Annotated in this window: 10 protein-coding genes (1 of these 10 running past the window's edge); 8 read left to right on the forward strand and 2 right to left on the reverse strand. The window is 37.4% G+C overall.

Going from position 1 to position 15,684, the window contains the following annotated elements:
* Positions 1 to 79 precede the first annotated feature (79 nt).
* From CHRYMOREF3P_RS12080 to CHRYMOREF3P_RS12115, 8 genes are all read left to right on the forward strand, one after another.
* Entirely contained in the window at positions 80 to 3,238 is a 3,159-nt protein-coding gene (locus CHRYMOREF3P_RS12080) for a SusC/RagA family TonB-linked outer membrane protein (protein ID WP_180564724.1), read from the forward strand.
* A 20-nt stretch (positions 3,239 to 3,258) separates the two neighbouring features.
* Positions 3,259 to 4,779, forward strand: a complete 1,521-nt coding sequence (locus CHRYMOREF3P_RS12085) for a SusD/RagB family nutrient-binding outer membrane lipoprotein (protein WP_232539019.1) — start codon at positions 3,259 to 3,261, stop codon at positions 4,777 to 4,779.
* 82 nt (positions 4,780 to 4,861) lie between these two features.
* Positions 4,862 to 7,207, forward strand: a complete 2,346-nt coding sequence (locus tag CHRYMOREF3P_RS12090) for a phosphocholine-specific phospholipase C (RefSeq protein WP_180564725.1) — start codon at positions 4,862 to 4,864, stop codon at positions 7,205 to 7,207.
* 174 nt (positions 7,208 to 7,381) lie between these two features.
* On the forward strand, positions 7,382 to 7,960 hold the full coding sequence (locus tag CHRYMOREF3P_RS12095) for a hypothetical protein (protein WP_180564726.1): 579 nt from the start codon (positions 7,382 to 7,384) through the stop codon (positions 7,958 to 7,960).
* A gap of 104 nt (positions 7,961 to 8,064) precedes the next feature.
* Positions 8,065 to 8,865: a WxL protein host-binding domain-containing protein gene (locus CHRYMOREF3P_RS12100; RefSeq protein ID WP_180564727.1), complete on the forward strand. Its 801-nt coding sequence runs from the start codon at positions 8,065 to 8,067 to the stop codon at positions 8,863 to 8,865.
* The gene (locus tag CHRYMOREF3P_RS12105) at positions 8,858 to 11,611 is read left to right on the forward strand and encodes a hypothetical protein (protein ID WP_180564728.1); all 2,754 of its coding nucleotides are present in this window, start codon (positions 8,858 to 8,860) and stop codon (positions 11,609 to 11,611) included. The genes CHRYMOREF3P_RS12100 and CHRYMOREF3P_RS12105 overlap by 8 nt, the downstream gene beginning before the upstream one ends.
* The gene (locus tag CHRYMOREF3P_RS12110; RefSeq protein WP_180564729.1) at positions 11,608 to 12,132 is read left to right on the forward strand and encodes a hypothetical protein; all 525 of its coding nucleotides are present in this window, start codon (positions 11,608 to 11,610) and stop codon (positions 12,130 to 12,132) included. Before CHRYMOREF3P_RS12105 ends, CHRYMOREF3P_RS12110 begins: the two co-directional genes overlap by 4 nt.
* Positions 12,133 to 12,222: 90 nt before the next feature.
* Complete coding sequence (locus CHRYMOREF3P_RS12115) at positions 12,223 to 12,711, forward strand: hypothetical protein (RefSeq protein WP_139348583.1); 489 nt, start codon at positions 12,223 to 12,225, stop codon at positions 12,709 to 12,711.
* A 113-nt stretch (positions 12,712 to 12,824) separates the two neighbouring features.
* Here CHRYMOREF3P_RS12115 and CHRYMOREF3P_RS12120 read toward each other — a convergent pair whose 3' ends face one another.
* Positions 12,825 to 14,720: a SusD/RagB family nutrient-binding outer membrane lipoprotein gene (locus tag CHRYMOREF3P_RS12120; RefSeq protein WP_180564730.1), complete on the reverse strand. Its 1,896-nt coding sequence runs from the start codon at positions 14,718 to 14,720 to the stop codon at positions 12,825 to 12,827.
* Between the two features lie 15 nt (positions 14,721 to 14,735).
* Positions 14,736 to 15,684, reverse strand: the end of a protein-coding gene (locus tag CHRYMOREF3P_RS12125; RefSeq protein WP_180564731.1) for a SusC/RagA family TonB-linked outer membrane protein. It continues 1,952 nt past the right edge of the window; 949 of the gene's 2,901 nt are visible here — the last part of the coding sequence; its start codon lies off the right edge, out of view — the gene reads right to left on this strand; the stop codon is at positions 14,736 to 14,738.

Consider the following 15,684-nt stretch of genomic DNA (forward strand, 5'->3'; position numbering starts at 1 on the left):
AATATTAAATCGTATTTTTATTTTAATACATCATTAAAGTACAGGTAACAGTGCTCCGCTAAATTTGCCTTCAAAAAAAATGAAGAAGACTCTAGCTACTTTTGCCGTTTTTTTACTTCCTCTATATTTTTCCGCACAGGAAATCAATATTTCCGGAAATGTAAAATCAGAAAACGGCTCTAGTGTTTCCGGTGTAAACATCACTGATAAAAATACAGGAAAGACTGCCACTACAGATGAAAATGGTAATTTTACCATTTCTGCAAACCCGAAAGACATTCTTGAGTTTTTTGCTCCTGATTTTTCTGTTTATACCGTTGAGGTTTCTTCAAAAAAACAGTATTCTGTTGTCTTAAAAAAGCCAAACGAAAAGCAGATTGAAGGGGTTGTCATCACCGCATTAGGTATTGCCAAGAAGAAAGAAAAAATCGGTTATTCTACTCAGGAAGTGGGAACCAAACAGTTTGAAACCATTACAACACCGAGTATTGGTAATTTATTCTCAGGACAGGTTGCCGGTCTGAGTGTTTCCAATCCGACAGGAATGCAGCAGGCACCACAATTTACCTTGAGAGGAAATTCCAATGTAGTTTTTGTGATTGACGGAGTAATTGTAGAAAAGGAAGTTTTTCAGAATTTAGATCCAAACAATATTGAGAATATCAATGTACTGAAAGGTGCCACTGCTTCTGCACTGTATGGTTCCAGAGGCCGTTACGGAGCTGTTTTAATAACAACAAAAACAGCTAAGAAGAAAGGATTCTCTGTAGAGTTTTCTCAGAACACCATGATTACGGCAGGATTTACCAATCTTCCAAAAACCCAAACGGAATACGGAAACGGATCTCATGGAAAGTACGAATTCTGGGATGGAGCCGATGGCGGGGTGAATGACGGGGATATGATCTGGGGACCAAAATTCGTTCCTGGTTTACAAATTGCCCAATGGAACAGCCCGATCAGAGATAAAGTAACAGGACAGGTAATTCCATGGTATGGAGCAGTGACAGGAACTCAATATGATAATAAATCAAGGTATGAAAGAGTTCCCATTGACTGGAAATACCACGATAACTTAAGCACATTCTTAAAGCCTGCGGTTATCAACAACAATAATTTCGCCATAAGCTATAGAAATAATAAAGATATCTACAGGTTTTCAGGAAACTTCATGAACTACGATGACAGAGTTCCGAATTCTTATCTTCAAAAATATGGGCTCAACTTTTCGTCTGAAAACCATTTGGGGGATAAATTAATCTTTAATACGAAATTCAATTTCAATCAGGCTTTTACGCCTAATGTCCCTAACTACGATTACAACCCAAGCGGACATATGTATACCATTCTGATCTGGATGGGAGGCGACGTAGATGGAAAGGCACTGAAAAATCATATGTGGATTCCCGGACAAGAAGGAAGAGCACAGGCCAACTGGAACTATGCATGGTACAACAACCCATGGTTCGGCGCTGAGTATTATAAAAATCAGAACAGAACGAATATCATCAATGCTCAGACAGGATTAGAATATAAGGCTACTCAGGATCTTTCAGTAAAAGGGAAAGTATCCCTCGTGGAAAACCACAGCAAAACGGAAATACTAAGTCCTTATTCTTATTTCAATTACAGTGCGCCAAGAAGTGGAGGATATATTCTGAAAGATAATAAAACATGGAATCTTAACTATGATGTTCTGGCTACTTACAAGAAAAAGATATCTGAAAACTTTGATTTCACAATCAATGCAGGAGGTTCAGCTTTTTATTTCAAAAACAATAACAATGAAAGATCTACGGACGGATTGATAACTCCTGAAGTATACACATTTGAAAACTCTATCGGAGCGCTTAAAAATTATACCTATCTGAAGGAAAAGTTGATTTATAGTGCTTATTCAACGATTGATATCGGATTGTACAATGCTTTCTTCATCAATATTTCAGGACGTAATGACTGGTCTTCTACCCTTCCTAAGGCCAACAGATCTTACTTCTACCCTTCTGCATCCATCAGTGCTGTTATTTCAAACCTGGTAAAATTACCTGAGTCTATCAATATGTTGAAGCTTTCTGCTTCATGGGCTAAAGTGGCGTATGATTTCCAGCCTTATTCCATCAGAAATTATTATCTGAATAATGAGGGAATTACATTCAACGGAAATCCTACTTCTTATTATCCTACCACGCTGAATGTAGAAAACTCTCTGAAACCTGAACAGACAAAATCTTATGAGCTAGGATTAAGTGCCGGCTTCCTGAACAACAGGATTACTTTAGATGCTACTTATTTCAGAACATTAGATTATAATAACATTCTTGAATTCCCGGCTGCTGAATCATCAGGTTTCACTTCACAATATGTAAACGGAAATGAATATACTACGAAAGGATTTGAAGTTTCGTTAGGTTTAGTTCCCATAAAAACCTCTGATTTCACCTGGAAAACCTTGATCAACTGGAGTACATATGAGCAAAAGCTTACTTCCATTTATGATAATATGCCGAACTACAAAAATATTAAGTTAGGCGAAAGAATGGACAGTTATTATGACTATACATGGCAAAAGTCTCCGGACGGAAAAGTAATTCTTGATGTCAATTCAGGAATGCCGACAAGAGCCAATACCCCAAGTAACCTTGGACATTTCAATCCGGACTGGACTTTTGGTTTCAACAACACGTTTAAATACAAAAAATTCTCTTTAAATATAGGAATTGATGGAAGCATCGGAGGTGTGATGAGGTCGCAGGTTGTTGAGAAGATGTGGTGGGGAGGAAAACATCCTAATTCTGTAGCGTACAGAGATCTTGAATATGCCAATCCGGGAACATATTATTTTGTGCCGGATGGAGTTAATTACAATCCTGCTACCGGTCTTTATACTCCACACACAAAAGCTATCAGTTTCCAGGACTGGGCACAGAATTATCCATACCAGGCAAGGGTAACGCAGGATGAAAGTGAAGAGTTTGCCAACGTTTTTGACAGAACTTTCATCAAGCTGAGATCTGTAGTATTGGAGTATGATTTTTCTTCGCTGCTTAATCCGAAAGGGATGGTGAAAGGTTTCACTGCCAATATTTCTGCCTACAACTTAGCCATGTGGAAAAAATCGAAGAACCTTTACTCCGATCCGGATTTCCAGATAAGATCAGGTAGAAGTGGAGATATCGCTAATGATATCCAGGATCCGTCCAGCAGATGGTTCGGAATCGGATTTAATCTTAAGTTTTAACTAAAAAGTACGTCAAGACAATGAAAAATAATATAAACAATATAAAAGGGCAAAAGGGTAAAACGGCAAAGTGGCTGATGAGGTCTCTATTTGCGGCAGGACTTCTGACACTGGCTTCATGCGAAACCAGCCTTGATACGATCAATGAGAACCCTAATGACCAGGCAAGCATTGATCCGAAAAACCTTCTTACTTACGTTGAAAAATATACATTTCAGGTAAATGGTGAGAATATGTATGCGTCAAGAATGATGATTGGTACTGATGGTGAGAATTCATACCAGTATATGAAATGGAATGATGCTTCTTTTGAAGTTTACACAAAAGGCCTCTTGAATACAGGAAAAATGATGCAGGAAGCAGAAAAGAGAGGAAATAAAAATTATCTGGCAATCGGAAAATTTTTGAGAGCTTATCATTTCTTCAATATCAGCTTAAAAGTAGGAAGCGCTCCCTATTCTGAAGCTGCTAAGGGTGAATCAGGAATTACACAGCCTAAGTATGACACTCAGGAAGCGATTATGTCCGGAATTTTATCAGAATTAAAAGAAGCCAATGATCTCATTAATACCAATGATAAAATTGAGGGTGACATTGTGTACAACGGGGATGCTTTGAAGTGGAAAAAACTGATTAACTCATTCCGTCTTAAAATCCTGATTACTTTATCTAAGAAAACTACGTTAGGAAATTATAATATTGCTACAGAATTTGCATCTATTGCAGGAAGCCAGTCTTTAATGACCTCCATTGCAGATAACGGTGAACTTAAGTTTGCTGATGCTGCCGACAGCAGATATACAATGTTTAACAACAGCGGATATGGTTCCAGCTTATATATGGCGGATTATTTCATCAATATGTTCAAAGACAGACATGATCCACGTTTGTTCACTTTTGCTGCACAGACTACCGGAGCAAAAGAAGCAGGAAAAGCTATTACTGATTATACAGCATATAACGGTGGAAATCCTACTTCTCCATATTCTGACAATGCCGCTCTGATCACGGCTAAGAATATTTCCAAAGTAAACGATCGTTTTTATAAAGATCCTACCAATGAACCTGCTTCTGTATTAAGTTATTCAGAGCTTGAGTTTATCCTGGCTGAAGCTGCTGCAAGAGGCTGGATTTCCGGATCTGCAAAAACACATTACGACAATGCAATCAAAGCCAGTTTCAATTTTTATCAGACTTATGTGAAAAATCCGGGACAATATTTCTCAGGATTTGATGTGAATCAATATCTGGCAACGCCTTTAGTAGTTTATAATAATGCTGATCCTTTACAGACACAGCTGGAAAAAATCATGACTCAAAAATACATGACAATGTTTCATCAGGCACAATGGACTTCTTATTATGACTATCTGAGAACCGGATATCCAAACTATCCTTTAAAAGCTGGAGTTGCTGCACCATTTAGATTCAGATATCCACAGTCTGAGTACAACTATAACAGCAGTAATTTAAAATCTGCTTTAGCTGCTCAGTATGGAGGGAATGATAATATTAACTCTAAACCTTGGTGGTTACAATAGAAATCTGATTAATTTTATATAAAACAAAGAAACCGCAGGAAAATCCTATTAACTTGCGGTTTCTTTCTTATTTCGATTGAACATGAACAGAAGAGAATTTTTAGAAAAATCAAGTCTTTTATTAGCCGGATTGGGAACTTCAAGTGTTCTGCATCCTTCCATTTTAAAAGCTTTAGCCATTGATCCGGCTGCCCAGTCTACATTTTATGATGCAGAGCATGTTGTAATCCTGATGCAGGAGAACCGTTCATTTGATCATGCATTCGGTGCTCTCAAAGGAGTGAGAGGTTTTTTAGATAAAAGAGCCTTTGTAAAACAGGATGGGCAATCCGTTTTCTTTCAAAAGAATGATGACGGGAAATATGCATCCCCAGCCCGCCTGGATTTAAGAAATACCAAATCAACCTGGATGAGCTCACTGCCTCATTCATGGGCTGATCAGCAAAAAGCACTGAACAAGGGAAAATACGACCAGTGGCTTCAGGCTAAAGCTTCAGGGAATAAAGATTACAAAAATATTCCGCTGACATTAGGATATTACAACCGTGAAGATCTTCCGTTTTATTATCAGCTGGCAGATGCATTTACCATATTCGACCAATATTTCTGCTCTTCACTTACCGGGACTACTCCAAACAGATTATTTCTATGGTCCGGAACGTTGAGAGCGCAGCAGAATGGAAAGGTAAAGGCTAATGTTGTGAATGAAAATATTGATTATGACAAAGCAAGGCAGGCCAAATGGAAAAGTTTCCCGGAAATTTTAGAACAACAGAATGTTTCGTGGAGAATTTATCAGAATGAAATCAGTCTTCCAAAAGGAATGTCCGGAGAACAGGAAGCATGGTTAAGTAATTTTACCGATAACCCTATTGAATGGTTTTCAAAATTCAACGTTAAATTTTCAAAAGGATATTATCAGAATATTCCTAATATCATAGCGTATCTGAAGCAGGAAATTGAAAAAAATCCTCAACAGAAAGAAAGGCTGGAAACTATGCTCGCTGAAGTTCAGGAAGATCAGGTGAAATACCATCCGGATAATTATTCAAAACTTTCAAAAGAGGAAAAAAACCTTCACGAAAAAGCCTTCACCACCAACTCCAATGATCCTGATTACTGGAAACTGGAAATCGGAAAGGATGAAAACGGAGAAAGGCTGGTTGTTCCTGAAGGTGACGTACTGTTTCAGTTCCGAAAAGATGTGGAAGAGAAGAAACTCCCGCTGGTTTCCTGGCTGGTAGCTCCTGAACATTTCTCAGACCACCCGGGATCACCATGGTATGGCGCGTGGTATATTTCTGAGGTTTTGAATATTCTGACCAAAGATCCTGAAACCTGGAAAAAAACCATATTCATCATCAATTATGATGAAAACGACGGATATTTCGATCATGTACTCCCTTTCGCGCCACCCGTAAATCCAAGCCAGCCTGTTGATATGAACGGCAAAGAAGGCGTGGAATATGTGAATCAATCCCAGGAATACATGAGCAATCCTTCTTTAAAAAATTATGAAAAAATTGAAGGAACCGTTGGATTGGGTTACAGGGTTCCAATGATCATCGCTTCCCCATGGACGAAAGGAGGATTTGTAAATTCCGAAGTATCGGATCACACTTCTGTACTGCAGTTTCTGGAGAAATTTATCATGAAAAAATTCAAAAAGGATGTGCATGTTGACAATATCAGTGACTGGAGAAGAGCGGTATGCGGTGATCTTACGTCTGCCTTCAATTCTTCCAGTGTAAAAGTTCCACAAATAAATTATCTGGATCAGAAAGACTATGCTAAAACCATCAATGCAGCCAAAAACAAACCTGTTCCTGATCTGAAATGGTATTCTGAAAATGAACTTAACGGTAATTTACTTGAAATTCAGGAAAGAGGTCTGAAGCCATCAAATCCGCTTCCGTATCATTTCCATGTCAATTTAGAAGGTGAACAGATAAAAATGTCCAATTTAAAAGAGAATGGCGTTCCGCTTTTGGTGTATGACAGGACTCAATTCGACAGTAAGGATTATCATTTTTCATATGCCTTATATTCAAAGCAGGAATTATCCCATGCTGTACATTCCGGAGCTTATTATTATGAAATTTTCGGTCCCAATGGCTTTTTCAGGAGATTTCAGGGAAGTATTTCACCGGAAATAGAGATAATTTTAGAGAATATGACCACAAAAAACCAAGTGGAACTGACTATAAGAAATAACAAAAAGAAAAATTTCTCCATCAATCTGGAAGATTTGTACACAAAAAATAAAAAAACAATTTCTGTACAAAAAACAGAAGAAAAAATAATTATTGATCTTGATAAATTTAAAGGCTGGTATGATTTGAAATTAACGTCAGATGAATGTCTGTGGCATTTTGCCGGAAGAGTAGAAACGGGAAAGGTTTCTGTTTCTGATCCACACTGGGCATAGAAAAACGCTTACAATTTAATAAAAACCTGTACCAAAAAAGCACAGGTTTTTTTGAGTTATTCTTTAAATATAATGCATTACATAGTGCAAATAAGCAATAATATAAAAATTATAATATATTTTTTTCACAATGCACTGAATTTTGTTATATTCACTTAACTAATTATTTGCATCATGAAAAAACTAAATTTAACTATTGCAGTGTCTGTATTTGCATTGGCTCTATCCGGGAATATGAGCGCCCAAGACCTCGCTACAGATAACCATACGGTTACCATTTCTATTCCCGAAGTTGCATTGGTAGATATTGAACCATCTGCCACCAAAAACATTACTCTTGGATTTACAGCACCTACTGAAGCAGGAAATCCTATCGTTCCGGCAACAGCCAACACTACTTTATGGCTTAATTATTCATCCATTAAATCTGTTGCAGATCCTACCCGTAATATAAGTGTAACCATGAATGCTATCATTCCCGGAGTTGATCTTCAGGTAACAGCAGCAGCAGCTACCGGAGCAGGAGCAGGAACATTGGGAACATCTGCAGGTCTGTTGACTTTAAGTGCTGCCAACCAGACTATCATTTCAGGAATCGGAAGTGCTTATACAGGAAATGGTGCCAACAACGGACACAATCTTACGTACGCAATTGCTGCAGGAAGTGGTCCTGGAGGGGTAGCAGCCTACGCAGATTTACAGGCAACAGCCACTGTAGCAGCTACCGTTACTTATACGATATCCGACAATTAGAATTTAAATAAAATTTTATTCTCTATTTCAAAAACAAGAAGAAGTTGTCATTCAGTTTCTTCCTGTTTTTGTATTACTCATCATTTAACTCCAAACTTTACATAATGATAAAGCGTATTCTTCTGTTGATTACCTTGATTTTGCAGTTTAGCTTTTTACATGCGGGCATTGTGATTCTCAATGGACTTACACATTCTTACAAAATTGAAAACGGAAAGGTTTACAAGGGAAAAGTAGCCATTGAAAACACAAGCAATAATCCTCAGAGTGTAAAATTATTTTTACAGGACTTTGCTTACCATGCTGACGGAACGATCAATTATTCGGCTTTGCGTACAAATAAACGGACCAATGGAGAATGGATTAAACTCAATACCAACCTGATTACCCTGAAAGGTAAGGAGAAAACTGAGGTTTTTTATGAGATTACAGTTCCCAATCAAAACAGAGATCCCGGAAGCTATTGGAGTGTCATTATTGTAGAACCGGTAGAGGATATAAAGCCCAGCGACAGTAAGGCAGGAGTGAATATCACTTCTGTGATACGTTACGCGATTCAGGTCATTACAGATTTTGAAACAGAAAAGGCCAAACCGGACCTTAAGTTTGAGAGTGTAAAAGTAGAGAAACAGGAGGGAAAGCAAACCGTGAAGATTGCTGTAGCCAATAATGGTAATCTTTACTGTAAACCGACAACAGCCATTGAAATTTATAACCGTAAAACAGGTGAAAAAATAGGAACGTATTCAAGTTTAACGATGGGACTGCTGCCTGACACCTCCAAAACATTTTACATTGATATCAGTAAAATACCGCCGGACAAATACAAAGCCGCCATAATAGCTACGGATGAAGAAGAGAATGCATTTGCACTCAATGTGGAATTAGAAGTAAAAAATGATTAGAACTTGGACTATATTTATTATCATATCATTATTCCCGATATTTATTTTTTCTCAACAGCAATCGAACCGATTGTCCAGTAAAAAAGATAGTATATTACCGGGAATGTCAACTTCTATTCCTTTTACATTAGAAAATAATTCGGATGAAAACAGGACTTATGAGATATCAGTTACCACCTCAAGTCCTTCTATTACACCTATTTTAGCAAAAGGAGAATTTCAGATTGCGGCACATGAAGCATCAGTTTATCTGGTTCCTTTGCGTATTGCAACGGAAACGAGCCAGGGAAATTATTCTGTAACATTGAACATTACTGACCGCAATAACGGAATATCCTTTACAAAAACATCAAAAATAACAGTTTCAGGAAACAGAAATATTTCCCTGACTCCTTTGAATTCACCTGAGTTTGTAAGGGCCGGAGAAATGATTCGGGCTTCTTTTCTCTTAAAAAATAATGGTAATATAACAGAGGATATTCATCTTGAAAGTAAAAATGCCATTCTTGACAATGATACTTCATTAGTACTGGAACCCAATGAATCAAAAATCATTACAATACACAAAGTAACAAACCCTGAACTCAGTCAAAATGAATTTCAGAACCTTAATCTTTCGGTATACTCAAAAGGTAATCTTAAGGAAGTTCAAAATGTTTATGTAAGTACTCAGATTATATCCGTAAAACCATCTGAAAACGATATCTACCACAGACTTCCTGTTGCCGTTTCATTATCTTTTATCGGAATGCAGAATATGGGGGTTTACAATGATGGCTTTCAGGGAGAAATTTATGGGAAAGGGACTCTGGATAAAGACAACAAAAACCAGATCGAATTCCGGGCGGTAACCCACAATCCTGTAGATCTCAATACATTTACTCAATATGAAGAATATTTTGTGAATTATAAACGGGATAAGTTCTTTATTCATCTTGGTGATAAAACGTATTCTTCATCTTATTTAACGGAGTTTGCAAGATATGGCCGCGGGGCAGAAATCCGCTATGATTTTAACAAATTCAGTCTGGGCGGCTTCTATAATCATCCAAGATTTTTCAGAGATATTAAGGATGAATTTAACCTTTATTCCAGTTTCAAAATCCGGAAGGAATCAGAAATTTCGGTTGGATATCTTTACAAAACTCCAAGAAAGGAGGAAATCCGATATGGAGATCTAAGGCTGGATTCGGATGCACATCTTCCTTATGCCAAAGGAAAATTCAAGATATCAAGAAACATTAATGTATCTGGAGAATTGGCCTACAGTACTACAAAAAAAACGGATGGAACAGCTTACATGCTTCAGGCTGATGCTATTTTTGAAAAGTTCAACGGAAGTTTAATGTATGTAAAAGCAAGTCCGGAATTTGCAGGATATTTTACGAATACAAATACCTTTAACGGGAACATTAGCTATAAAATTTCCAGAAAGCTCAGTGCTTTTGTCAACTATACACAGGATGTTAAAAATTTCCAGAGAGATACGCTGTTTTTAGCAGCTCCTTACAGACAGTATCTGCAATATGGAGTACAATATAAATACCGCTCCAATGGATATGTTATCGTTAATAGCGGTTATCAAAAGTATCAGGATCGTTTAGAACCAAAACAGTTTGATTATTATGAGCGTTTTTTCAAGGTGAGCATTGATCAGCAGGTCGGAATGTTTCAAGTAAATATTGAAGGACAGTTTGGTAAAACAGATAATTATCTGACAGGGTTTAGTGGTAATTCAAGTTTTTATTCTGCCAATCTTTCATTTCAAAAATTCAGGACCTATTTTAATGTATTCGGAAGCTATGCTATCAGCTCGAGATACCAGCTGCAGAACCAGAAACAGCTCTATTATGGGGCAAGAATTTACAGTCGTTTTTCTGATAAGACTAGTTTAAGTATTTTTTATCAGAACAATTATATGCCGGAAGAATATTTTAAAGACAGAAATTTATTTGAACTTCTCTTCCACCAGCAGCTGTTTCCCGGAAATGAAATTGATCTTTCCGGCAGATATTCATTGCAGAGGGGAGAAATTGGGGATAAAGATTTTATATTCTCCATGCGTTATACCTGGCGTCCCAATATTCCGGTACAGAAAACCGCTGAATATATTTCGTTATCCGGAAATATCAGTAATCTTGGGATAAAAAAGACGGAAGGGATAAGACTCATGTTGGGAAGCTACCTTTCAGTTACCGATCAGGAAGGAAATTATTTATTCAAAAATGTGATTCCCGGAAATTATTTTCTGGAAATCGACCGTTCAACAACTGAGATCAATGATATTCCCACATTGGCTATTCCGGCAGCTCTTTCTTTAAGTAATAAGGAAAATATTTTTAATTTCGGATTAACGACAGCGGCTAATGTTCAGGGTCATATTCAGTTTGTAGAAACAGAAGATAAAGATCAGACCGGACTTACTGAACTACTTGCTAAAAAAGAGAAAAAGAAAAAAGAAAGTATTATTATAGAAGCTACAGGTAAGGATCAGACCTACCGTAAAATATGTTTTATAGGTGAAGATTTTGATTTTACTTACCTCAGACCTGGAGACTGGACCGTTAAAGTCTATCGCAATGGTCTTGATAAACGTTATAAAGTCTCGAACGACAAATTTCAGTTTACGCTTAACCCTTCGGAAACAAAAAAATTAAATATTCATATTGTCAAACAGCAAATAGAAATAAAATACCAGCAGGAATCCTTAAAGGTAGGATATAATGAAATAAAAAAGAAAAAATGATTTTGATCCGTTCCCTATTGTTATTAGTGTTTTTCATCTTCTCGGGCGTATTCTATTCCCAGACTACTGTTACGATGACTTTACCTATCGTAACTTTAATGGATATAGAACCTACAGGAAGTTTTACGCTCAATTTTACAGCTCCTACCGAAGCAGGAAATGCTCTTGGTAATCCAACACCCAATACTTCCAAATGGGTCAACTATACCTCTGCAATTGCACCCGGAGGGCTTACCAGAAAAATTACAGCATCTGTGAATAAAGTTATTGCAGGAGTTAATATAAGATTACAGGCAGCTGCCGCTTCCGGAGCTGGAGGCGGAACATTGGGAACTTCCTCAGGACAGGTTACCCTTACGACGACTCCTGTTACAATTATTAGCGGCATTGGAGGTGCCTACACAGGAAATGGTGCCAACAATGGCCATGCGCTCACTATTTCTCTAACGACCAATACTTATGCTAATTTACAGGCACAGGCCAATACAGCAATTGTCATCACCTACACCATCACAGAATAAAATTGAAAAATGAAAGTCTACAGCCACTTTTTCAGGGAAATCCTCTTAAAAAAATATCTATATGTTATTCCTTTAATAATAAGTAGTTATTTGACAGGCCAAACAATAACTGTAGGTGGAAGTAACTGGACAGTAAGCGTACCTTCTATTACCGAAGCAGGGACAAACTATGCCGGAACGTATCAGAGCGCTACTAATTTGATAACATTATCAGGAACACTGCCAGGATCTTTTCTAAATCTGCTCACAAGTGGGGCGGCAAGAATAAGCATGCATCATACTCCTACCACCTGGAACAGCAATCTACACCTTTATGCCAAAAGAAGTGGCGGGACAACCAGTATCAGTGGACTTTGCCTTGGCTGTACTGCAACGATCAATGGTGGGACAACCTATGTAGAAATACCACAAGCTGTAGATACAGCATTCTTTACAATAAATTTCTCGGGAATTTTGGGATTGGGTAATAGTGTTACTTTTTCAGGCATTAATGGACAATTACAAATAAGTGGTGTTTCTGTAATCGTTCCTGCAACAACCTATAACACGCAAATAGTTTTCACAATAGGTCCCAATTAAAAATACTCCAATACCAATCCAGCTAAAGACATAATCAGTCAATTTATATCTAAAAAAAAACAATCCTTTTCAAAATCAGAAAAGGATTGTTTTTTTATTGTATTTAAAACTAATTAATGTTTGGCCCACCAAAGAGGAGTCAGTACAGCATCTGCACCACCAAGTAACTGTACAGCCTTATCATATCCAGGCTGATCCGTATTTCTGAAAGTACTTGGATATCTTAATCTCTGAGGGAAATTCTGAATAGAATTTGTCATATAATTCCCTGAACTCAGATTAGGAAGGTTTGCCAATGGAGTTTCGATGGCAGGATTTTCAAAAAACGGCAGTCCAAGCCTTCTCTGATCACTCCAGGACTCTAACGGTAACCAAGGCATATTGGCAATATATTTCTGGGTAATAATCTTTGTCAGTTTATCATTCTTTACCGATCCATTTTTATAAATGGTATTTACAGGATATTTAATGTCTACCGAAACTAAGTTCCCGCTTACAGGATCTTTATATTTCATCGTATGGCTCACTCCCGGTTCTGTAATATGACTGTAAGAAACAGAAGTCCCATCACGGTTATAATCTGTTGAAGCAATATATTGACCATAGAATTGTGAAACTCCATTATAAGCAAAACTTTCCTGAATTCCTTTATTATATGCCGCTTCATCGCCCATTGGAACAGCCCAGCCTTTCAATGCCGCTTCCGCCAAAAGGAAATAAGTTTCCCAGCTTGCAAAAAATATTCTTGAATTCGTACTTTCCCGGTACTGCTTACCCAAAGCCGGCATACATCCTACTACATTTCTCAAGCCGTTTCTCTGTCCTTTTACCCCCCAATTTCCAATGGTATAGGCATTCCAGGTATTTACTGTATTTATTGTTACTTTAGAGTTATCTTCAAATGTAAGATCTCCATGATTGGTAGTTGCCTGATTGGTATAAGTGGGATATAATGAATAAACCGGGCTTGTAAGATCACCCGGAATATAGAACGTTTTATACGCTCTCGGATCAATTTTATTGGGTAGTCCATCCAACCAATATCCTGCACTAGGATCGTTGGTCATTGTGGTGAACTGTTGATCATACTTTATGCCAACATAGTCAGATGCCTTAACTGCTGTATGTTGAGCTGCAGGTAATTGCTCTGTGGAACTTACTCCTCCTAAACCAATGTATAAATTATTAAGGGTTGCTGACAAGATTTGGGAGTTCCATTCTCTGGACATTACACCCGTTAAGGCATCCCAACCGGATTTTTCAGCCACTTTAAAATTATCTGCATTTGTAGCGATAAACATATTTGAATTGGCAGCTGCTTCAAATTCTGTTTTTGCTTTTGAAGGATCTACTTCAGCAATTCTCATAGCAATTCTCATTCTCATAGAGTTGGCATACTTTACCCATTGCGTCCAATTGAACCCATACACCATATCATGGGCATTAGCGTTTGATGGTGCTCCTTGGGTTGTGTCCATTTTTGCGACTGCATCTTTTAATTCTTCCAAAATAAAATAATACACTTCTTTTTCAGAATTAAAAGTAGGATTCGTTCCCTGAAAAGCCTGAATAGGTTGAGGTCCAAAATTATCCGAAAATTCACTCATTAAATAAGCTCTCCAAATTCTGGAAACCTGAATGACATTGTCATAATAAGGTTTTCCTTGCCCGGCCGCCTTTTTTTCATTAGCCAATTGAATAGCCGCATTCGCATTATTCAGCCAATCTGAAACGTATTTCCAATATTCGGAAGTCCAGGAATCGTCGTAAGTTCCACCTGCAATTCCTGTTGATAAATGCTGTCTCGCTGCCGTTTTCCAGTATAAAACAAAAACACGTTCTGCAATATTAGGATCCTGCTGAGCGCCAAGAATTGAGTTATTTAAGAAATATTCAGGTTCTGCCTTATTAGCGTCTACGGCAAATGGGTTATTGTTGATTTCTTCAAAATCATTGCATGAAGTACATAATAAACCGATGGTAAAAAATGATAAGATATATTTTTTCATTGTTTCAGTTTTTAATTAAAAGCCTAAAGTAATTGTAAATAAATAAGATCTTGAAGTAGGAAAAGCAAGGTTTTCAAATCCTGTAGCATTAGAATTAATTGCGAATACAGATTCCGGATCAATTCCTTTTGCTTTACTGTAGATCATCCAGACATTATTGGCCGTAAAAGCAACTTTAGCACTCTGCAAGGCTAATTTTTGGAAAATACTTTTAGGGAAATTATACGTCAGCTGAATATTTCTTAAACGAATGTTGGTAGCATCATAAATATTCTGTTCCGTAATTCCTAAATTTCCAGATGTTACAGCTCCCCAATAATCCTGCTGAGTTATTTCTTTGGTATTTGCTGTATAACCGCCATTTCCTTCCACTACGGCATCCAAAATCATATTATCACGTTTTCCTCCGGGCGCAGTGTCTGCAGCAAGTCCATTAGCTTGTAATGCTGCTTGCGTTGCGGAGAAAAATTTACCTCCGATTCTTCCGTCAATTAAAAATGAAAGTCCAATATTTTTATATACAAAGCTGTTGGTAAAGCCAAACAAAGCCCTCGGAGTCTGATCTCCAAGATAATATTGGTCTTGAGTAGCCTGTGGCAATCCATTTTGATCCACAATCAGTTTTCCGTAATGAGGACTAGCGGTATCTTCTACTCTCAAGAATTTCGTTCCATAAATTGCACCATAAGGTTTTCCTACTTCAGCGAAGAAAGCAACGTTATCAAAACCTGATAGAGGATATTTTGAAATATTTCCATCAATTTTATCGATGTTACTTTTTAAAGTTGAAAAATTAGCATTTACGTTCCACGCAAAATTTTCCTTCTTAGAAATATCTGTATTCAAAACAAATTCAAATCCTTTATTATGCAGCCCTCCTGAATTAATCATCATTCTTTCATATCCGGATAGCGGGTTTATCGGAATAGCTATAAGCTGATCAGTCGCATTATTATTAAAATAG

The sequence above is a fragment of the Chryseobacterium sp. JV274 genome (assembly GCF_903969135.1).
GTDB lineage: Bacteria > Bacteroidota > Bacteroidia > Flavobacteriales > Weeksellaceae > Chryseobacterium.